20 protein-coding genes are annotated in these 20,930 nt (G+C 60.4%); 9 read left to right on the forward strand and 11 right to left on the reverse strand.

The genetic code is table 11. The features are described from left to right. The first annotated feature begins 23 nt into the window (after positions 1-23). On the forward strand, positions 24-1,817 hold the full coding sequence (msbA, locus tag Q8K05_RS12955; protein WP_370868848.1) for a lipid A export permease/ATP-binding protein MsbA: 1,794 nt from the start codon (positions 24-26) through the stop codon (positions 1,815-1,817). Positions 1,818-1,820: 3 nt separating this feature from the next. After that, positions 1,821-2,909 (forward strand): glycosyltransferase family 4 protein, encoded by a 1,089-nt coding sequence (locus Q8K05_RS12960; protein WP_305247011.1) that lies wholly within the window; start codon positions 1,821-1,823, stop codon positions 2,907-2,909. A gap of 91 nt (positions 2,910-3,000) precedes the next feature. Here the strand turns inward: Q8K05_RS12960 and rng are convergent, their stop codons facing one another. From rng to Q8K05_RS13000, 8 genes are all read right to left on the reverse strand, one after another. Then, entirely contained in the window at positions 3,001-4,500 is a 1,500-nt protein-coding gene (gene rng / locus Q8K05_RS12965) for a ribonuclease G (protein ID WP_305247012.1), read from the reverse strand. Between the two features lie 21 nt (positions 4,501-4,521). Continuing rightward, on the reverse strand, positions 4,522-5,124 hold the full coding sequence (locus tag Q8K05_RS12970) for a nucleoside triphosphate pyrophosphatase (RefSeq protein ID WP_305247014.1): 603 nt from the start codon (positions 5,122-5,124) through the stop codon (positions 4,522-4,524). Between the two features lie 57 nt (positions 5,125-5,181). Continuing rightward, on the reverse strand, positions 5,182-5,649 hold the full coding sequence (rlmH, locus tag Q8K05_RS12975) for a 23S rRNA (pseudouridine(1915)-N(3))-methyltransferase RlmH (protein ID WP_305247015.1): 468 nt from the start codon (positions 5,647-5,649) through the stop codon (positions 5,182-5,184). After that, positions 5,646-6,503: a ribosome silencing factor gene (gene rsfS, locus Q8K05_RS12980; protein WP_305247016.1), complete on the reverse strand. Its 858-nt coding sequence runs from the start codon at positions 6,501-6,503 to the stop codon at positions 5,646-5,648. Before rsfS ends, rlmH begins: the two co-directional genes overlap by 4 nt. A 29-nt stretch (positions 6,504-6,532) precedes the next feature. Further along, a complete protein-coding gene (nadD, locus tag Q8K05_RS12985; RefSeq protein WP_370868845.1) occupies positions 6,533-7,171 on the reverse strand; it encodes a nicotinate (nicotinamide) nucleotide adenylyltransferase in 639 nt (212 codons plus the stop codon). Continuing rightward, a complete protein-coding gene (gene hemF, locus Q8K05_RS12990) occupies positions 7,162-8,085 on the reverse strand; it encodes an oxygen-dependent coproporphyrinogen oxidase (protein WP_305247019.1) in 924 nt (307 codons plus the stop codon). The genes nadD and hemF overlap by 10 nt, the downstream gene beginning before the upstream one ends. 80 nt (positions 8,086-8,165) lie before the next feature. After that, entirely contained in the window at positions 8,166-9,467 is a 1,302-nt protein-coding gene (gene purD / locus Q8K05_RS12995; RefSeq protein WP_305247021.1) for a phosphoribosylamine--glycine ligase, read from the reverse strand. Positions 9,468-9,501: 34 nt separating this feature from the next. Beyond that, positions 9,502-10,227 carry a YebC/PmpR family DNA-binding transcriptional regulator gene (locus tag Q8K05_RS13000; RefSeq protein WP_305247022.1) on the reverse strand — a complete coding sequence of 242 codons (726 nt, stop codon included), beginning with the start codon at positions 10,225-10,227 and terminating at the stop codon, positions 9,502-9,504. 78 nt (positions 10,228-10,305) lie between these two features. Between Q8K05_RS13000 and Q8K05_RS13005 the strand changes: the two genes are divergently transcribed. The 5 genes from Q8K05_RS13005 to Q8K05_RS13025 are packed head-to-tail and all read left to right on the forward strand — an operon-like array spanning position 10,306 to position 15,394. Beyond that, complete coding sequence (locus Q8K05_RS13005; RefSeq protein WP_305247023.1) at positions 10,306-11,817, forward strand: helicase HerA-like domain-containing protein; 1,512 nt, start codon at positions 10,306-10,308, stop codon at positions 11,815-11,817. A 53-nt stretch (positions 11,818-11,870) separates the two neighbouring features. Further along, entirely contained in the window at positions 11,871-12,500 is a 630-nt protein-coding gene (gene upp / locus Q8K05_RS13010) for a uracil phosphoribosyltransferase (RefSeq protein WP_305247024.1), read from the forward strand. Between the two features lie 2 nt (positions 12,501-12,502). Further along, entirely contained in the window at positions 12,503-13,696 is a 1,194-nt protein-coding gene (locus Q8K05_RS13015) for a tetratricopeptide repeat protein (RefSeq protein ID WP_305247025.1), read from the forward strand. Continuing rightward, positions 13,693-14,826 carry a HupE/UreJ family protein gene (locus tag Q8K05_RS13020; protein ID WP_305247026.1) on the forward strand — a complete coding sequence of 378 codons (1,134 nt, stop codon included), beginning with the start codon at positions 13,693-13,695 and terminating at the stop codon, positions 14,824-14,826. Before Q8K05_RS13015 ends, Q8K05_RS13020 begins: the two co-directional genes overlap by 4 nt. A 49-nt stretch (positions 14,827-14,875) precedes the next feature. Further along, positions 14,876-15,394 carry a DUF1499 domain-containing protein gene (locus Q8K05_RS13025; RefSeq protein ID WP_305247027.1) on the forward strand — a complete coding sequence of 173 codons (519 nt, stop codon included), beginning with the start codon at positions 14,876-14,878 and terminating at the stop codon, positions 15,392-15,394. 92 nt (positions 15,395-15,486) lie between these two features. Here Q8K05_RS13025 and Q8K05_RS13030 read toward each other — a convergent pair whose 3' ends face one another. Further along, positions 15,487-16,638, reverse strand: coding sequence for a PHB depolymerase family esterase (locus Q8K05_RS13030; RefSeq protein WP_305247028.1), 1,152 nt, complete (start codon positions 16,636-16,638; stop codon positions 15,487-15,489). 258 nt (positions 16,639-16,896) lie between these two features. Here Q8K05_RS13030 and Q8K05_RS13035 point away from each other — a divergent pair, with 258 nt between their 5' ends. Further along, positions 16,897-17,847, forward strand: a complete 951-nt coding sequence (locus tag Q8K05_RS13035; protein ID WP_305247029.1) for a rhodanese-related sulfurtransferase — start codon at positions 16,897-16,899, stop codon at positions 17,845-17,847. A gap of 7 nt (positions 17,848-17,854) precedes the next feature. Next, positions 17,855-18,601, forward strand: coding sequence for a glutathione S-transferase (locus Q8K05_RS13040; protein ID WP_370868846.1), 747 nt, complete (start codon positions 17,855-17,857; stop codon positions 18,599-18,601). A 43-nt stretch (positions 18,602-18,644) separates the two neighbouring features. Here Q8K05_RS13040 and sbcB read toward each other — a convergent pair whose 3' ends face one another. Then, complete coding sequence (sbcB, locus tag Q8K05_RS13045) at positions 18,645-20,099, reverse strand: exodeoxyribonuclease I (protein WP_305247030.1); 1,455 nt, start codon at positions 20,097-20,099, stop codon at positions 18,645-18,647. A gap of 167 nt (positions 20,100-20,266) precedes the next feature. Then, positions 20,267-20,930, reverse strand: a 664-nt coding sequence (locus tag Q8K05_RS13050) for an AAA family ATPase (RefSeq protein ID WP_305247031.1), incomplete at its 5' end; no start/stop codon positions are given.

Raw genomic sequence — 20,930 nt, forward strand, 5'->3', positions numbered from 1 at the left:
ATGCCTTCACACGAGAAACCAACGTGATCAACCAGCGACCAGGCGTACCTGAAAAATCAAGCCTGCTGCGCAGGATATCGCGAGTTTGGCCGTACTTCAGCGGTTCACGGACGGGCTGGGCGCTTGCGATCGGCGCGACCATCGCGGCTTCGGCCGCAGAGCCCTTCATACCGGCCCTGCTAAAACCGCTGCTGGACCGTGGCTTCCAGCAAGACTCGTTTAGCCTCTGGCTGGTTCCGTTTGCGCTGATGCTGTTGTTCACCTTGCGGGGGCTCTCCGGATTTTTAGCGCAGTTTGCCCTGGCAAAGGTCACCAACGATGGTTTGCTAAAGCTGCGCAAGGCGATGTTTGGCAAGCTCTTGACGGCCCGGCCAAATTTATTCGTGGACCAGAGTTCCAGCGCCATTGCCAATACCGTGGTTTATGAAGTGTTCAATGGATCTTCCCTGCTGATCAACGCCATCATGAAGCTTGCGCGGGATCTGCTGACACTGTTGGCGCTCATCGGGTATCTGGTTTATTTGAACTGGAAGCTGACCCTCATCGTTGCGCTTTTATTTCCAGCCGTTGGATTTGTCATTCAGGTTTTGTCCAAGCGACTTTACAGGCTGACTAAAGAGAGCCAGAGCGCCACAGATAATTTGGCTTATGTGGTGGAAGAAAACGTCATGGCCTACCGTGATGTCCGCTTGCATGATGCGCAAGCCAGCCAAGCCGACCGCTTCGACGTCCTGAGCAATTCGCTGCGCCGCCTTTCAATGAAATCAACCGCAGCCTATGCGGGTATGAGTGCCATCACGCAAGTACTGGCGGCTGTGGCGCTTTCTGCCGTGATTTCGATTGCCTTGCTGCAGAGCACCGAAAGCACAACCACCGTGGGCGGCTTTGTGGCCTTCGTGACCGCCATGCTGCTATTGATTGCGCCCATCAAGAGCCTGTCGGATGCCGCAACACCGGTGACTCGAGGACTGGCGGCACTCGAGCGCGGCCTGGACCTGATGGACCTGACCCAAGACGAGATGGGGGGGGCTTATGAAAAACCCAGAGCAGCCGGAAACATCGAGTTTTCCAACGTCAGCGTGCTCTACAAGACCGACGCTGTCCCTGCGATCAATCGGTTCAGCCTCTCTATCAAGGCAGGAGAAACCATCGCTATCGTTGGACCCTCGGGCTCTGGAAAAACCACCTTGGTGAATTTATTGCCCCGCTTTATGGACATCTCATCAGGCCAAGTGTTGCTCGACGGCGTGGATATTCGTGAATGGAACATTCACGCCCTTCGTCAACAGATTGCCTATGTCAACCAGAACGTGGTGATGCTCAACGCAACTATTGCAACCAACGTAGCACTAGGCCATTTAGTGGATCGCACCCGTGTGGCAAAAGCCCTCGAAGCGGCGAATCTGTCCGACTACCTGTCAAACCTGCCCGAAGGCATGGATACCATGGTCGGACACAACGCCACCCAGCTCTCGGGTGGTCAACGCCAGCGGCTCGCCATTGCACGGGCCGTCTACAAAAATGCGCCCATACTGATTCTTGATGAAGCCACCTCGGCACTGGACTCTGCTTCCGAGCAGGCCGTCAAGACCGCACTGCAACGTCTGATGCATGGTCGAACCACCCTGATAGTGGCTCATCGCCTGTCTACCATTGAACACGCGGACAAAATTGTAGTGATGGAGAAAGGCCGGTTCCTCGAAGTCGGAAATCACCAGGAACTGACATCCCGCCCGGGACCCTACTCAAGGATGCTGCAGTCTGCGAATAATTCGGGCAACGATAGCTTGGACACTGAATCATCAAGTAGCACCTGAGTCATGTTAAAAATTGTAGTTTTCACGAAAGATCTCGATTTTTACTCTGAGCAGCTACTTTCCGGACTGAGTCAACACGGCCACGAAATCCTATGTGTAGTTGACCCCCAGCAGCTTGAAAAATTTCCTAAATGGAAGAGCACTCTGCGCATAATCGCTCAGGTTCCTCTTCGAGGACGCCTCGACAAAAAAGCCGCCAAGCAGTATGCTGAAATAATCGTTACGCATAGACCAGACATATGCCTCTGCTATACGAGCAGGGCATTATCTGTCGCATTGAAGGCAAAACGCGAAGCAAAGCTTCCTGTGCCGATTGTTGGTACGAGAGGTGCAGTTGGCGGTATTAGCTGTTGGTATTTACAGGACTGGTTCAGTTATCTGAATCCGTCACTGAATGCCGTTATCTGCATGTCCGATGCAATTCGAAATCGGCTTGAACAACAGGCCCGACGCTTGTGGCCTTCACATCCAGGAAAATTTGTTACGATTTACCAAGGCTACTCTTCATTGGTGCCAACCGCCACGAAGCGTGACCACAGCAGCAGGTCAACTGCAAGCCCCAGGGTCATCGCAACCATAGCCAACGAGCGACCGATTAAAGGCATGGGGTATCTATTGGATGCGCTTGAATACCACCTCCAGTTTCAGGACTGGAAACTGATGTGGATCGGCGAGGTGAGTGAATCAACGCGAAAACGAATAGCCCTGTCTCCCAAACTGAAAGACCGAGTCTTGTGTTTGGGATACCGCAAAGATGCCAGAGAACTTCTTGCACAAGCTGACTTGTATGTGCAACCCACTATTGCACCCGGTGAAGGAATCGGTAATGCAATTGCCGAGGCAATGGCTGCGGAGCTTGCAGTGGCAACTTCAAATGTAGGTGGCGCGTTGGAACTGGTCAGTGCTGTGAGCCCAGAACTTCTATTTGAGCCTGCCAACCCGTGCTCATTAGCCCGTACTTTAGAAAAATTTCTTACTGATAATGCCTTGTGTGAGCAGCTGGGTCGCGCCGGGCCAGAAATATTAGAAAAAAAATTCCACTTGGATCGTGAAATACAGAAACATATCGATCTGTTTAAAAGATTGATTTAGTAATCCAAGGTTGGGTTGGGGCAGGCCATTCAGAATTCGCACTCCAATGTATGAAGTTTCACTGAAATATGAAATATTCAATCAGGAACGATTACAGCAGCACAATATCATACTGCTCCTGCACCATAGCCGCTTCGGCCTGCAGTGAGATGGGTTTGCCAATAAAGGCGCTCAGACTCGCCAGGTGTTGGCTTTCCTCATCCAGAAAAATCTCTATCACTTGGGGCGATGCCACCACCCTGAATTCGCGTGGATTAAACTGCCGTGCTTCGCGCAAAATCTCACGCAGGATGTCGTAGCTCACGCTTCGGGCTGTTTTGACCACGCCTTTGCCCGTACAGGCACTGCACGGTTCGCACAACTGGTGGGCCAGGGATTCACGGGTGCGTTTACGTGTCATTTCCAGTAAACCCAGTGCCGAAAATCCATTAACTGCGGTTTTGATCCGGTCGCGCGCCAACTGCTTCTGGAACTCTGCCAACACCGCATCCTGGTGGTGTTCCTTGTTCATATCGATGAAATCGACGATCACGATGCCGCCAAGATTGCGCAGGCGTAGCTGCCGTGCAATGGCCTGTGCCGCCTCCAGATTGGTTTTGAAGATGGTGTCATCAAAATTCCGGGCCCCTACAAAGCCACCCGTATTCACGTCGATCACGGTCAAGGCTTCCGCCTGGTCAATGATCAGGTAACCGCCAGATTTGAGGTCTACCCGCCGGCCCAGCGCCTTGGTAATTTCTTCGTCAATGTTGAACAGGTCAAAAATAGGCCGCTCGCCGCCGTAAAGCTGAAGCCTGTTCACCGTTGCGGGCATGAACTCGGCGGCAAATGTTTTCAGCTTTTCAAACTGCTCACGAGAATCTATCCGGATGGTTTGCGTGCTCTCCACCACCACATCGCGCAGCACGCGCTGCAGCAGGCTCAGGTCCTGGTGCAGCACGGAGGCTGGCGGCAGGCGCAGTGAGGCGTCCTTGATACGTGACCAGGTTTTGCGAAGGTAGGCGATGTCTTCTTCCAGTGCGGCATCCAGGGCGTCTTCGCCGTTGGTCCGGAGAATGAAACCACCACCGGCCTCGCCCGCCAGTGCCTGCACACGCAGACGCAACTCCTCACGCTGGCGTGGAGGTATTTTTTGCGATATTCCGATGTGATTGTCCTGCGGCAAAAAAACCAGCAAACGGCCGGCGATGCTGATCTGGGCGGTCAGCCGCGCGCCCTTGTTGCCCAGCGGATCTTTGAGCACCTGCACCATCAGGGCCTGCCCCTCAAACAGCTGCTTTTCAATCGGTTGAAGTGGCGCAGCACCTGAGGACGCCAATGCGCCTGCCGTCTGTGCCCCGTTTTCTGCGTGGCGGCTGGTGATGCTGCTCATCAGATCGGCGACATGCAAAAAAGCAGCCCGGTCCAGGCCAATGTCTATGAAGGCTGACTGCATGCCGGGCAGCACCCGTGCCACCTTGCCCAGGTAGACATTGCCTACAATGCCGCGCTCAAGCGTGCGTTCAACCTGCAATTCCTGCACCGCGCCTTGCTCAATCACGGCCACCCGGGTTTCTTGTGGCGACCAGTTAATCAGGATATCTTGTTGCATGGGCAGTAAAAAAGTAAAGCGCTAAATTGGAAAGCGTGCGGCACGCAGCAGCAACGCCGTTTCCCGCAGCGGAAGACCCATGATGCCACTGTAACTGCCATTGATTTGGGCAATATGCATGGCAACCCTGCCCTGTATGGCGTAGGCCCCTGCTTTGCCAAGAGGCTCGCCTGTGGCGACATAAGCCTGGATTTGAGCGGTCGTCATGGAATCAAAGCGTACCCGTGACGTACTGAGCGCCTCAAAGCGTTGCAGTCCTTGCTGCACCGCCACAGCTGTCAAGACGCGATGCGTGTGGCCGGCCAGCTCGTGCAACATACGGGCAGCGTCGCTGGCATCGTCTGGCTTGCCGTAAATGGCGCGTCCCAGCGCCACCGTGGTGTCGGAGCACAAAATGGGCGCTGGCGGAAGTTGGCGCTGCTTCAGACGCGCTACGGCCGCATCCAGTTTGAGGCCCGTGACCCGCTTGACATAGGCCGCAGGCGCCTCGTTTTTAAGCACGGCCTCCAGGGCTTCGGCATCTTCAGCGGCATCGGGCAGCAGCAATTCATACCGCACGCCGAGTTGCTCAAGCAACTGCCGGCGCCTTGGACTTTGGGAGGCGAGGTAGACAAAATCAGCCACGGACGAGCGCAAGGATAAGCCTCGCAGTACGCGAAGCGACAAGCGAGGAGATCATAATTATTCGCGGTGGTAAGGGTGGTTGATGGTGATGCTCCACGCGCGGTAGAGCTGCTCAATCAGCAGCACGCGCACCATGGCGTGGGGCAGCGTCAGGTCTGAAAGACGCAGACGCTCGTGCGCCGACTGCTTGAACCCCGCATCCAGCCCATCCGGTCCACCGATCACAATGGCAACGTCGTCACCGGACAACTGCCAGCGCTTGAGCCGTTCAGCAAGCGCCATCGTCGTGACGGCCGTGCCGCGCTCATCAAGCGCCACCACGTGACAGCCACGGCTGATGGCGCCTTCAATGCGCCCGCGTTCAGCAGCCAGCAGGTTGTCCAGGGTTTTGGATGCGCGAGGCTCGGTTTTAACGGCCTTGAGCTCAACTTTCAGCTCGGGCGGGAAGCGTTTGGCGTAGTCGTCATAAGCTGTTTGCGCCCAGTCAGGCACCTTCTGGCCGACGGCTACGATCGTCAGCCTCATTTGCTCCGGGGTGTCGTTTTCTTGGCCGCTGGCTTCTTGGCGGCCGGTTTGGCTGCAGTTTTGAGCGCGACTTTCCGGGCCACCATCTTTTTAGCGGCAGGCACTTTGACCAAAGGGGTTTTAGCTGCCGGGGTTTTGGCCGCCGGGCGTGCCGCTGATTTTTCTGCTGGCGCAGCCTTGGCCGTCACCTTGGCGCGGGCCTTGACCACTTTAACGGCGGGCTCTGCGGCTGGCGCTGTCGCATTCCGTTTGGCGGTCCAGTCATTGGTTTTACCCACCCGACCGACATAGCTGGAGTCGGTCACGTGTGCAAGCACCAAGGCGGGATCCTTGGGAGGGGCTTTTGCCGGTTTTGCCGGTTTTTTGGCCCCCGCTTTGGTGGCAGATTTTGCGGCAGGCTTGCGTTTGGCGACTGGTTCAGCCGCTTCCTTCGCAACAGGCTTGGCTGCTTTCACCAACGGTGCAGGCGCACCCAGTTTGAGCTTGACGGGTTTGTCGCCCCAGAGTTCTTCCAGGTTGTAGTACTGGCGAATGGTCGGCTGCATGATGTGCGCAACGGCGGCGCCACAGTCAACGATGATCCACTCTCCATTGCTTTCGCCCTCAATGCGGGGTTTGGCAAAGCCGGCATCGCGCACTGAATCGCGCACACTGGCGGCAAGCGCCTTGGTCTGGCGGTTGGAGGTTCCGGAGGCAACGATCACGCGCTCAAAAAGTGAGGTGATGTGTTCTGTGTCGAATACCTGGATATCCTGCGCCTTGACATCCTCCAGGCCGTCAATGATGGCGCGCTGCAATTTCTGGACATCTTTCTTGCCCTCGGTGCTTGTGGTTTTGACAGTGTTGGAGGTCATGCAGTGTTTTGCTCTCAATGAGGTAATAATTAATGGGGACGGTACAGCTGGTTAAGCGAAATATAACGCGCAACCGGCTCCGGGACCAGTTGGACGATGGCCGCGGCCGAAGCCTTACCCGAGGCCATTAACTGGCGAATCCGGGTGGCGCTGACAGGCATCAGGGGCAGTTCAAGCTTGAAAAACCGGTAGTTACCGCCTGCGTAGGCATCAAATTGAGTCTGAGCTAGCGCGGATTGTGCGCGATCAGCTATACAAATTATAGCAATTTCGAGAATGTCCTGCCATCGGTGCCATTGCCTGAAGGCGGAAAACTGATCAGCCCCAATGAACAGGTAGAGTTGAGCCTGCGGATTTTCAGCTTGCAAGGCCTCTAAAGTGTCAATCGTGAAGGTGGGGCCTGCGCGTTGAATTTCGCGCTCATCCACCACGACATGCGGCAAATCTTTAAACGCCAGCCGGGTCATGGCCAGCCGGTGAACCGGCGCGCTGAGTGCCCGGGCTTTGTGCCAGGCTTGCCCGGTTGGAACAACGTACAACACGTCCAGCCCGAACTGTCCCAGCGCAGCCTGCGCCAGCGCAATGTGGGCGTTGTGCGGCGGGTCAAAGGCGCCGCCAAATACGCCAATGCGCCGGGCCCCTGGAACGGGTGTTGCGCTCAAACCCAATCCCGTCTGACCAGAAATTCTTTGTACAGACGCTCTTCAGGGGAGCCCGCCTCGACTTGGCGCCGGTAGGCCCAGCTCGCCAGCGGCGGCATGGACATCAGAATCGACTCCGTGCGCCCGCCCGACTGCAGGCCAAAGTGGGTGCCTCGGTCCCACACCAGGTTGAACTCCACGTAGCGGCCGCGCCGGTAAAGCTGGAAGTCGCGCTCGCGCTCGCCATAGGGTGTGTCCTGCCGGCGTTCAACAATCGGAAGGTAGGCCTGCAAGAACGAATCCGCCACGCTTTGCATCATGGAAAAGCTGTTGTCCATACCGAGTTCCTGGAAATCGTCAAAAAACACCCCGCCTATACCGCGCTGCTCCTGGCGGTGCTTGAGGTAAAAATACTCGTCGCACCATTGTTTGAAGCGCGGATATTTGTCGCTGCCGTAGGGTGCCAGCGCATCTTTGCAAATCTGGTGAAAATGCACGGCGTCTTCGTCAAAGCCGTAATAAGGCGTCAGGTCCATGCCGCCGCCAAACCAGCAAACCGGCTCGCCAGTGCCTGCCACTGGCGTCGCCGCCAGCATGCGCACATTCATGTGGACCGTCGGCACATAAGGGTTGCGCGGGTGAAACACCAGCGAAACGCCCATGGCCTCAAACGGAGCACCCGCCAGTTCGGGGCGGTGCTGGGTGGCCGAGGGCGGCAACTGGGGGCCACGCACATGCGAAAAACCGCAACCTGCGCGTTCAAACACCCGGCCTTGTTCCAGTATCTGGGTGATGCCGCTTCCCTGCAGCAACTCGCCCGGTTCTTTTTGCCAGTGGTCGGCCACAAACGCCTGGCCGTCCAGCGCTGACACCGCGCTGGTGATGCGCGTCTGCAGGCCCAGCAAAAACGTCCTGACGCTCGATAAATCAATCATGCTCATCTATCCGGAAACAGTGGGTAACAATGGGTAGAAGCGCCTGAACGCTTGAAGTGAAGGCCGCCGCCATGCGTGCAGACCTCTCAGGACTTGATGGCCCGGTATCCAATGTCCTTGCGGTACTGCGCGCCTTCAAATACGATGCCTTGCGCCACGTCGTAAGCGAGGTGTTGCGCGGCCTTGACCGTGTCACCCAGCGCCGTGACACACAGCACCCGGCCACCGGATGTGACCGTCTCATCGCCCTGCTTTTGCGTGCCCGCATGGAACACCATGACATCCTCGGTGCCCTCGGCGTTTTTGGGCAAACCCCGAATGACATCGCCCTTGCGGGGATTGAGCGGGTAGCCGTGCGCCGCCATCACCACGCCCAGCGCCGGGCGCCGGTCCCACTCCAGCTCGATCTGGTCGAGCGCGCCAGAGGTTGCGGCCATCATCACGTCAAACAAGTCCGTTTTCAGACGCATCATGATCGGCTGGGTTTCAGGGTCGCCCATGCGGCAATTGAACTCCAGCGTTTTGGGCTTGCCCTGGGCATCAATCATCAGGCCGGCATATAAAAACCCGGTAAAAGGAATGCCGTCTTTTTCCATGCCCTTGATGGTGGGCAAAATGATTTCGCGCATGGCACGGGCATGCACATCGGGCGTCACCACGGGGGCGGGTGAATAGGCCCCCATGCCACCCGTGTTCGGTCCCTGGTCGCCATCAAGCAGGCGCTTGTGGTCCTGGCTGGTGGCCATCGCCACCACATTTTTGCCATCGCACATCACGATAAAGCTGGCTTCTTCGCCCTGCAAAAACTCCTCGATGACCACCCGCGCGCCGCCTTCATTGTGGGTGACACCCAGCACGTTGTGTTCGGGGCCGCTGGGCAGCATGAACTCAATCGCTTCGTGGGCTTCGTGCAGCGTCATCGCCACCACCACGCCCTTGCCGGCCGCCAGGCCATCGGCCTTGACGACGATGGGCGCGCCTTTTTCGTCGATGTAGGCGTGTGCCGCCACCGCATCGGTAAAGGTGGCGTAGTGGGCTGTCGGAATTTGATGACGCACCATGAAGGCCTTGGAAAAAGCCTTGGAGCTCTCCAGTTGCGCGGCGGCCTGGGTCGGGCCAAACACCCGCAGGCCCTGTTTGCGGAACGTGTCCACAATACCGGCGGCCAGCGGCTGCTCCGGGCCCACGACCGTCAGCGCTATCTTTTCTGCAAGGGCCCAGGCTTGCAGGGCGTCAATATCGGTGATATTGATATTTTCAAGCCGCGCATCAAGCGCCGTGCCGCCATTTCCGGGCGCCACATAAACCGCCTGTACTTTGGGCGATTGGGCCAGCTTCCAGGCCAATGCGTGTTCACGGCCACCGCCACCCACCACTAAAACTTTCATGCTGGAGATCTCAATGTTGTTGCTTCAAGGCGTTTTATTCGGAAAGTTCGGCGTTGTGAAAGACGTCCTGTGTGTCGTCCAGGTCTTCCAGCACGTCCAGCAGCTTTTGCATCTTGCGGGCGTCGTCACCCGTCAGTTCAATCGTGTTGTCGGCCCGCATCGTGACCTCGGCCACCTCGGGCGTGAGTCCGGCGGCTTCCAGGGCGATTTTGACGGTTTCAAAATCCGCGTAGGGCGTCAGCACTTCAATGGCGCCGTCGTCATGCGTGATCACGTCATCGGCGCCCGCCTCCAGCGCCACCTCCATGACCTTGTCTTCGTTCGTGCCAGGCGCAAAAATCAGCTGGCCGCAGTGCTTGAACTGGAACACCACGGAGCCTTCGGTGCCCATGTTGCCGCCGTGCTTGGAAAACGCGTGGCGCACTTCGGCCACAGTGCGAACCTTGTTGTCGGTCATGCAGTCCACCAGAATCGCCGCGCCGCCAATGCCATAGCCTTCGTACCGGACTTCCTCGTAGCTCACGCCTTCGAGGTTGCCGGTGGCCTTGTCAATATTGCGCTTGACGTTTTCAGCCGGCATATTGGCCGCCTTGGCCTTTTCCACGGCCAGCCGCAAGCGCGGATTGGTATCCAGATCACCGCCGCCCAAGCGTGCAGCCACCATGATTTCGCGGATCACCCGCGTCCAGATCTTGCCGCGCTTGTCGTCCTGACGACCCTTGCGGTGTTGAATATTCGCCCATTTACTATGACCAGCCACGACACAATTCCTTATTCGATGGATTAATTGATTTAATCTACTCGCTGCATTTTACTTTTTCACTTGCGAGACATCTTCATGGCTGAATCCACGGTTCCTCCCCTGCTTATTGCCAGGAATGTTTCAACCCAGTGCGCGCTGCTGCCCGGCCTGGCCAATCGCCATGGACTGATCACCGGCGCCACGGGGACCGGCAAGACCGTCACGCTGCAGACGCTGGCGGAAAACTTCTCGAAAATTGGCGTTCCGGTGTTCATGGCCGACGTCAAGGGCGACCTGACCGGCATCAGCCAGGCAGGCAGCATGGGCGAAAAAATGCTCGGCATCCTGAAAGAGCGCGGCATTGAAACGCCCGAGCCTTTCGCCTGCCCGGTCACGCTCTGGGACGTGTTTGGCGAGCAGGGGCACCCGGTGCGCGCCACGGTGTCCGACATGGGGCCGCTGCTGCTGGGCCGCATGCTCAACCTCAACGATACCCAGGCGGGCGTGCTCAACCTGGTGTTCAAGATCGCCGATGACTCGGGCCTGCTGCTGCTCGATCTGAAAGACCTGCGCGCCATGCTGCAGCATGTGGGCAACAACGCCAGCGATTTCACCACCGAATACGGCAACGTCAGCGCCGCCAGCGTGGGCGCCATTCAACGCGGGCTGATGCAGATCGAAACCCAGGGCGGCGACCAGTTCTTTGGCGAGCCCATGCTCAACATCAGCGACTTCATGCAGACCGACAGCGCCGGGCACGGGGTCGTCAACATCCTGACGGCCGACAAGCTGATGAATTCGCCGCGTCTGTATGCGACCTTTTTGCTGTGGATGCTGTCCGAGCTGTTCGAGCAACTGCCCGAGATCGGCGACCCCGACAAGCCCAAGATGGTGTTCTTTTTTGACGAGGCCCATTTGCTGTTCACCGACGCGCCCAAGGCGCTGATCGAGCGGATTGAGCTGGTGGTGCGGCTGGTGCGCTCCAAGGGCGTGGGCGTTTATTTCGTCACCCAGAACCCGCTGGACATTCCCGATTCGGTGCTGGCCCAGCTGGGCAACCGGGTGCAGCACGCCCTGCGCGCCTACACGCCGCGCGACCAGAAGGCGGTCAAGGCCACGGCCCAGACCATGCGGCAAAAGCCCGGGCTGGACATTGAAACGGCCATCACCGAACTCGCCGTAGGCGAAGCCCTGGTGAGCCTGCTGGACGCCAAAGGCCGGCCCTGCATGACCGAGCGGGTGTATGTGCTGCCGCCCGGCAGCCAGTTGGGGCCCATCACGCCCCAGCAACGCCAGTCCTTGCTGCAGAACTCGCTGGTGGCCGGGGTCTACGAAAAAGAAGTGGACCGCGAATCGGCCTACGAGAAACTCAAGGCGCGTGCCGATGCCGCGGCCCCAGAGCCCGGTGCAGCGGGCCAGGCCGCCTCCGGCGGCATCCTGGGTGGGCTGAATGACATGCTGTTTGGCACCACCGGCCCGCGCGGCGCCAAATACGACGGCTTGGCCCAAAGCATGGCCAAGTCCGCCGTGCGGACCATGGGCTCCGCCGTGGGACGCGAGATCATCCGCGGCGTGCTGGGCAGCCTTTTGGGCAGCAAGAAGCGCTGAAAGCGCCGCACCCCGTGAATAGCCATTCAAAACGAATAGAAATTTATCCATTCATGAGCAACGTTCACCTGATCGATCACCCGCTGGTGCAGCACAAGCTCACGCTGATGCGCCGCAAGGACGCCTCCACCAACACCTTTCGCACCCTGCTCAATGAACTGAGCAGCCTGATGGCCTACGAGGTCACCCGCGACATGCCGCTGCAGGACATCGAAGTCGAAACGCCTCTGGAAACCATGACCGGCAAGACAATTGACGGCAAAAAACTGGTGTTTGTGTCCATTTTGCGGGCCGGCAACGGCATTCTTGAAGGCATGCTCAGCGTGGTGCCGGGTGCCCGGGTCGGCCATGTGGGCCTGTACCGCGACCCGGAAACGCTTCAACCTGTCGAGTATTACTTCAAGATGCCGCAGGAAATGGAAGCGCGCGACATCGTGATCGTCGACCCCATGCTGGCTACCGGCAACTCGGCCATTGCCGCCATAGACCGGCTGAAAAAACTCAAGCCCAAATCCATCAAGTTTGTCTGCCTGCTGACCTGCCCCGAAGGCATTGCCGCGCTGCAAAAAGCCCATCCGGATGTCGCCATCTACACCGCCGCCATTGACCGGCAACTCAACGAGCACGGCTACATCCTGCCCGGCCTGGGCGACGCCGGTGACCGCATCTTCGGCACCAAGTAAGCATGCGCTGCTACCTTGCTGTGCCGCCGCTGGTTGTGGCGCTGCTGTTGGCCTTGGCCCTTGCCGCGCAGGCGGCACCTTTCACGCCCGCCCGCGACAGCGACGTGGTGGAACGCCTGCCGCTGGCCAGCGATCCGTCGGTGCGCCGCGTCGAGTCGCTGCGCAAGCAACTGGCCGCCCGCCCCGGCGACGCTGCGCTGCGCGTGGACATCGCCCAGCGTTACTTCGACCTGGCCATGGCCCAGGGCGACCCGCGTTTTGTGGGCTATGCCTCAGCCGCCATTGCGCCGCTGGCAGCGAACCCTGGCGACAACGCCGACTACTGGCTGGTGCGCGGACTTATCCAGCAGTTCAGCCATGACTTTGAGGGTGCGCTGACCAGCCTGGCCAAAGCCAGCCAGCTTGATCCCCGCGCCCCTGCCGCGCTGTCCTGGCGCGCAGCGATTTTTATGGTGCAGGCTCGCTACACGGAAGCACTGGCCGAGTGCGAGCGGTTGGCGCCCCTGGCCGAGCCGCTGCTGGGTGCAGGCTGCAGTGCTTATGCGCGGTCCATGAAGGGCCAGTTGCAGCCGGCGTTCCAGGACCTGGGCAATGCCGTCAAGGCCGCACCCCAGGCCGCGCCGCCCTTGCTGTTGTGGCAATACACCCGGCTGGCCGAAATGGCCTGGCGGCTGCAGCGCCATGCACTCGCTGAAAGCCACTTTAAAAATGCACTCGCGCTTGGCATCACCGACCAATTCCTGCTGGGCGCTTATGCCGACTTCCTGTTGGCGCAGCAGCGCCCCGGCGAGGTGCTGACGCTTCTGGCGGGCTGGGAGCGGTCGGATATCTTGTTGTTGCGCCTGGCCCTGGCGGGCCGCGCCACGGGGGATGCACGAACCGGCGAATGGACCGCACAGTTGCGCGACCGTTTCCAGGCCGCAGCACAGCGCGGCGACCGCCTGCACGAGCAGGAAGCCGCGCGCTTTGAACTGGACCTGGAGCGCAACGGGGCCAAGGCGCTGGAACTTGCGGCCCGCAACTACGAGGTTCAAAAAGAGCCCCGCGATGCCGAAATCCTGATGCGTGCCGCCCTCGCCGCAGGTCAGGCCAAGGCGGCCCAAGCCGCGCTCGACTGGTTGCGCAGCAGCGGCTACCAGGACCCGATGCTCAGCCAGCTGGCCAATCAACTCGCCGCGCAAGGAGCCTCACGATGAAGCACTGGCGACGGCTCTTGCTGCTGATGGCACTGTTGATGCTCCAGGCCCCGGCCTGGGCCCACAAACCCAGCGACAGCTACCTGACGCTGCGCGCAGCCACCGGCAGCAGCGACATTGCCGTGCGCTGGGACATCGCGCTGCGCGACCTGGACTATGTGCTGCAACTGGACCGCGACAGCAATGGCGAGATCAGTTGGGGCGAGGTGCGGCAGCGCAGCAATGACATCACGCGGCTGGCCACCAGCCGACTGGCCTTGTCTTCTGCCGACCAACCCTGCGCCTGGGCCACAGCCAGTCCCCTGATGCTCGACAAGCACAGCGACGGCACGTATGCCGTGCTCAGCCTCACCGCGCAGTGCACCCGCCTGTCTGGCGCGCTGGACGCGCGGTATTCGCTGCTGTTCGATGTCGATCCGTCGCACCGGGGCCTGGTGCAATGGATTGCGCCGGGCAACGAGAAGGTCCAGGCCCTGATCTTTGGCACCGAGTCCGCCGGGCAAGCGCTGGCGCTGCAGCCGCCGGGCGCCTGGCAGACGCTGCGGCAATACATGGTCGATGGCGTCTGGCACATCTGGATCGGCTATGACCACATCCTGTTTCTGCTGGCCCTGCTGCTGCCCGCCGTGCTGGTGCGGCGAAATGGCCAATGGGAAGCTGCCCCCCATCTGGCGGGCGCCGTCAAGGAGGTGCTCAAGGTCGTCACCGCCTTCACGCTGGCCCATTCGATCACGCTGAGCCTGGCGGCGCTGGAGGTGATCAGCCTGCCCTCCCGCGTCGTCGAATCGGCGATTGCCGCGTCGGTGGTGGTGGCGGCGTTGAACAACCTGCGCGGCACGTTTGACGCCAGGCGCTGGGTCATGGCGTTTGCGTTCGGACTGATCCACGGCTTTGGTTTTGCGTCGGTGCTGGCCGACCTGGGACTGCCGCAGGACGCGCTGGTGCTGGCCCTGGTGGGCTTTAACGTCGGTGTTGAACTGGGCCAGTTGGCCATCGTCGCGGTGTTCCTGCCCGTGGCGTTCAGCCTGCGCGCCACCGGCTTTTACCGGGTCGGCGTGCTCAAGCTCGGCTCCTTGCTGGTGGCGCTGCTGGCGGCCTGGTGGCTGGTGCAGCGGATGTTTGACCTGTGAGCGCCAGTGAACATGCGTGTGCCGCTGTCAATTTAAGCAGGGCACAGGCATGAGAAGCATCGGAACGTTTCTGCTGCTGGCGCTGACGCTGGCGGCCCTGGTGGTGGGCGCAGGCCAGCTGGGACTTTTCAGCGGGCAAACACCGGACGGGCTGGGCGTGCGCGAGGCACGCCTCAAAGCGCCGGCCCAGACGCCCAACAGCGTGTCCAGCCAGGCCGGGCTTTATGCCGGGCATCCGCAGCGCAGCTATGCCGACATTGCGCCTTTTGCCTACACCGGCGACGGCCAGGCCGCCCTGCGCCGGCTGGCCACCCTGCTGCAGGCCAGTGAGCGCTGCGTGCTGGTGACCCAGGCGCCCGACTACCTTTATGCCCAATGCAGCACGCGCTGGCTGAACTTTACCGACGATGTGGAGTTCTACCTGGACGCATCGGCCGGCGTCATTCACGTGCGCTCGGCCAGCCGGATCGGGCGCAGTGACCTGGGCACCAACCGGGCACGCGTCGAGGCCTTGCGGGCGCGCTTCGCAACAAGCGGCAAAGCCCCCAAATTACCACAAAAACAATAGCATATAAAGCCGGTATCAATTGGGCTACAGGCATTTTTTATGCATTTTTTGGACCGCGCTTCGTGCCAGGCACGGCGCCATGCCACAGGCGCTCAAGGGTTCCGCGAGGTTGGTGTGCGCCGATGCCGGGCAAAGAAAGTCCACATCATCCGCGTCGCATCGGGGCCTTCCGGCGTCGTGAAGGCCAGGCTGCCATCTCCGCCGCTCCAGGCATGGCCCAGTGCATTAATTTCGCAGCGCAGCAGCTGCGGTGTTCTGCCGGCATAGTAGGTCTCGGTCTGGTAGGCGTGGCGGGGGCTGCGTCCGCCCGTGCGCGCCGCATAGCTGCGGCTGACCGGCTCGGTGCGGGTGATGGCGGGCCCGTTGATAATCACGAATTGTTCGGCCAGCTGCGCCGCGTTGATGTGCCGCACCACCGGATCGCGCGCACCGTGAATCAGGATGACAGGCATGCCCGGGAACTGCGGCTGTGCCTGGGCAAACGCAGTTGCGGTTTCACGGTGTACCCGACCCGATCCGTGTTGCATGGCGCGAAAGGCGCTCATGGGCGAGTCGCTCGTGCCAAAGACCGGCGCCGAATGCACGCCCACCGCCGCAATCAACGCAGGGTAGCGCAAGGCCAGGATGGTGGCCAGCCCGGCCCCCGCCGACAAGCCCGCCACATAGGTGCGCGACGCATCAAGCCGGTGCATGGCCTGAACTTTCGCAATCATCTGGGCAATCAACGCGACGTCGCCGCCACCATGCTGCGTGGCGCGCTTGTACCAGTGCCAGCAGCGGTGCCTGTCCCCTGCGGCCGACTGCTGCGGGTAAAGCACCGCAAAACCCTTGCGTTCGGCCAGCTGGTTCATCCGCGTTGACTGGGCAAAGTCAGGGGCCGTCTGCTGGCAGCCATGCAGCATGACCACCAGCGGGCAAGGTTTCGACGCTGCGCTGGGGGGCAGGTACAGCCAGTACAGCATGCGCCGCGCCGGGGCCAATTGCCCGGCCGCCGGCACGGGAAAATACGACTTTTGCAAGACACCTGGCAATGCGGAAACCGGCCGGACAGGCACCGCCACTGATTTTTGACGCGGCGCTGCCACTTTGAGGCGAGCCGCGCCGACCACTTTGGCTCGCCGCACGGGCGCGCTGCGGGCGGGCTTGGGCATCAGGCTGGTCAAGAGCTTGCGGCCCTGCGCTTGCTGCGCCTCGCCCATGCGTCTGATGTTCTTCAGCCAGAGGCCGGTCAGACTTTTGACCATAGTGTCAAGGGAGTGGAGGTTGGAAAAAGCATAGGGATGCGCGCGTGGGCCTGTAGCGGGCGGAGGCGCGGATTTTTCCTTTTTTAAATGGCTGGCTGGCTATTTTGTTGCAGTGCAGCAAAATTGTCTATCAGCAACAACCTACAGCTAGCGAGCCGCCCGATAATCGAGCTATCTGCTTCGCACCTTGCAACCGAGCCCGTTACGATGCACGCCACCAGGCCCCGGACTTGCCACTTTTTTCCTCAAATCACCACCATGCATGATTTTTTGACCGCCGCGCTCTATAACTTTGTTGAACTGCCGGACTTTGCCGAACTCCAGGCGCCGCTGCTCGCCTGCTGTGAAGCCCACGGCGTCAAAGGCACCCTGCTGCTGGCGTCTGAAGGCATCAACGGCACGATTGCCGGACAATCCGCAGACGTCCATGCCGTACTGGCCTTTTTGCGCCAGGACCCGCGCCTGGCAGCGCTGACGCACAAGGAAGCGCATGCCGCCCAGATGCCCTTTTACCGAATGAAGGTTCGCCTCAAACGCGAAATCGTCACCTTGGGCGTGCCGGACGTGCACCCGGCGCTCATGGCGGGCCAGTATGTCAAACCGCAAGACTGGAACCAGTTGCTGGCAGACCCCGCAGTTGTGCTGGTCGACACGCGCAACGACTACGAAGTCTCCATCGGCACCTTTCAAGGCGCCATCAATCCGGCGACCCACAGCTTTTCCGAACTGCCTGACTGGGTAGAACGCGAAATGCTTGACGGTGGCAAGCTCGCAACGGTCAATGGCCAAAAACCCAAAGTCGCCATGTTCTGCACCGGCGGTATCCGCTGCGAAAAATCCACGGCATTTTTACGCGCCAAGGGATTTGACGAGGTCTACCACCTCGAAGGCGGCATCCTCAAATACCTGGAAACCGTGCCCGAGGCCCAAAGCACCTGGCAAGGCGAGTGTTTTGTGTTCGACGAGCGCGTATCAGTGGGCCATGGCCTCCATGCCGGTGACTTCACGCTGTGCCGCTCCTGCCGCGACCCGCTAAGCACCCAAGACCGGGCGTCGCCGCTGTACGAACTGGGCGTGAGCTGCGCGCACTGCCATGCCCACACCACGGAACAACAAAAAGAGGGTTACCGCGAACGCCAGCGCCAGGTTGATCTGGCGGCAGCGCGCCACCAGGCGCATATTGGCGTGCGCCAACCGGGCAGCGCCTGAAGCCGCCGTGACACCCGATTCCGCCCTGCCGGTCTTGTATTCCTTCCGGCGCTGCCCCTACGCCATGCGCGCGCGGCTGGCGCTGGCCGTGAGCGGCCAGCACTGCGAATTGCGGGAGATTGTGCTGCGGGCCAAACCTGCTGAGATGTTGGCCGCCTCGCCCAAAGCCACCGTGCCGGTGCTGGTGCTGCCCGGCGGTGAGGTGCTGGAGCAAAGCCTGGACATCATGCAGTGGGCGCTGCAACGGCACGATCCCGAAGGCTGGCTCACCGGCGACAGTGCCCGTCAGGAAGCCCAGCAAGCGCTGATTGCCGCCAACGACGGCCCGTTTAAACGCGACCTCGACCGCTATAAATACCCGAACCGTTACGCCGGGGAACAGGCGGGCGATGACAAAGCCTTTGCCCAATTCCATCGCAGCAGCGCCGCATGCTGGCTGATGGAACTGGAACGCCTGCTCAGCCGCCACGACTGGCTGTGCCGCTCCGCTGCCAGCCTGGTCGATATGGCCATCCTGCCTTTTGTGCGGCAGTTTTCCCATACCGACCCGGACTGGTTTGCGGCCCAGCCCTGGCCCGGGCTTTGCGCATGGCTGAGGCGCTGGGAGTCCAGCGCGCTGTTTCAACAAGTCATGGAGAAATACCCGCCCTGGCAGGCCGGGCGCAGCGGCTCCGCATTTGCATCCAGCAAGCTCAACTTGATGGATAAAAATTTAAGCGTTTTAGGCCTCCAGCCTATACAGCACGGGCGTTAGCAGCTATCAATTAAATAGTTCCTTCGTTTTCATCGGGCCACCTTCAGGCTTCCGGTGTAATCGCCTCGGCGTAGTCATACAAGGCCCCCAAAATCGCCTCGCCCCGCTCGTCGGCGGTTTCCTGCAGGGTGTCGATCTCGGCAAACAGCGCGTCCACGTTGCGGGCACCGCCCTCGCCTTCCAGCAGCCGCGCGGCGCGATGGGCTTCCCAGCGCTCGGTTTCTTCGGGCGTCAGCGTTTCGGCGAAGTTGCGCGCGCGATAACGAAACAGCAACTCCTGCAGGCGCTCGTCGTCAAAGCCCATGCGGCTGTGCGCCAGTTCGGCAGGCGGCAGAGCGCGCAACTGGTTCAGGCGGCGGCGGTCCGTGTTGCCAATGAAGCCCCCGTACAGGTCTTCGTCCACATCGGGCGTGGCAGCAGCGGGACGCTGAAACACCTCGGGCCAGATGGCGCTCATATCGGGCAGGCCTGCCGCAATTTCGGCATGGCGCAGGGCGGCTTCCATGTCGATACCCCACTTCGTCGCCATCTCGGGGCTCAGGGTTTGCAGCTTGCGCACCACCATCGGTGATTTGTTGAGGTGAACCGACTTGAGCGGCAGGCGCATCACCCCTTCAGGCAAATCAGCCGACTTGCTGAACAGGCGCAGGCGCAGCGTGGCCACATCGAGCAGCGGCAACTCGCTCGGGTCATGCGCCAGGTCCCAGGCCAGCAGCTCGTTTTTATTGGTCGGATGCGTCGCCAGCGGCCACATCACGGCCAGGCAGCCACGCTCGGACGGAAACATGCCCGACACATGCAGAAAAGGCCGCGCCGTCTGGCGGCTGGCGGGCAAGCCCAGTTCGGCCGCCACACGGTCTTTCTTGTGCAGACCCAGGCAAAAATCGAACAGCTTGGGCTGCGCCGTGCGAATCAGGCGCGCCAGCGCAATGGTGGCGCGCACGTCCGACAAGGCGTCATGGGCCGCCTCATGCAGCAGTCCGTTGGCGCGCGCCAGGTCTTCCAGCTTGAAGCTGGGCTTGCCGATGTGGGGGCCGTCCTGCTTGATCGGCCAGACGATGCCCTCGGGGCGCAGCGCATAGGCCATGCGCACCACGTCCAGCAAATCCCAGCGGCCGCAGTCGTTTTGCCACTCGCGCGCATACGGATCGATCAGGTTGCGCCAAAACAGGTGCCGCGTCACTTCATCGTCAAAGCGGATGGTGTTGTAGCCCACGCCTATGGTGCCGGGCTGCCCCAGAACCTGCTCGATCCGCATCGCAAACGCGTGCTCGGCAATGCCGTGCTGCAGGCAATGCTGCGGCGTGATGCCGGTGATCAGGCAGGACGCCGGGTCGGGCAGGTAGTCGTTGGCGGGCTGGCAGTACAGCATCAGCGGCTCACCGACTTCGTTCAGTTCGGCGTCGGTGCGGATGCCTGCAAACTGCGAGGGCCGGTCGCGGCGGGTATTGAGTCCAAAGGTCTCGTAGTCATGCCAAAGAAAGGTGTGCGGAGCCATAGCGTGGTTTTCAGTATTTTTCAAGCAAAATAAGCCTCTAGCCCAATCATTCCGGGCGACAGCAGCTATAAATTTAATAGCACCATAAGAAAAGGCCGATAACGTGATGCTACCGGCCTTTCAGGTCTTTTCAGCCTTTTCAGGCTGCGCTCAGAAAATCTGCACGATCAGCTGGCGGCGGCGGCTTCCGCCTCGGGCTTGGAGCGGCCTTCTTTCTTGGGCAATGGCTGGATGTCGAGCTGGACTTCCCCCGTTTCCACGCCTTTTTCGTCGGTGCTCACCTTCATGTCCACGGTCAGGCGGCCGCCGTCCATCAGGCGTCCGAACAGCAACTCATCTGCCAGCGCACGACGAATCGTGTCCTGGATCAGGCGCTGCATCGGACGGGCACCCATGAGCGGATCAAACCCCTTCTTGGCCAGGTATTTGCGAAGCGTGTCGGTGAAAGTCACCTCCACTTTCTTCTCGGCCAGCTGCGTCTCGAGTTGCATCAGGAAATTGTCGACCACGCGCAGGATGACGGTCTCGTCCAGCGCCTTGAAACTCACCACCGCATCAAGGCGGTTACGGAACTCGGGCGTGAACAGGCGTTTGATGTCCGCCATTTCGTCGCCAGCCTCGCGCGGGTTGGTAAAGCCAATCGTTGCCTTGTTCATCGTCTCGGCGCCCGCATTGGTCGTCATGACGATGATCACGTTGCGGAAATCGGCCTTGCGCCCGTTGTTATCCGTCAGCGTGCCATGGTCCATGACCTGCAGCAGCACGTTGAAGATGTCAGGGTGCGCTTTTTCGATTTCGTCGAGCAGCAGCACGCAATGCGGCTTTTTGGTC

This window comes from Polaromonas sp. (assembly GCF_030682935.1).
Lineage (GTDB): Bacteria > Pseudomonadota > Gammaproteobacteria > Burkholderiales > Burkholderiaceae_C > Polaromonas.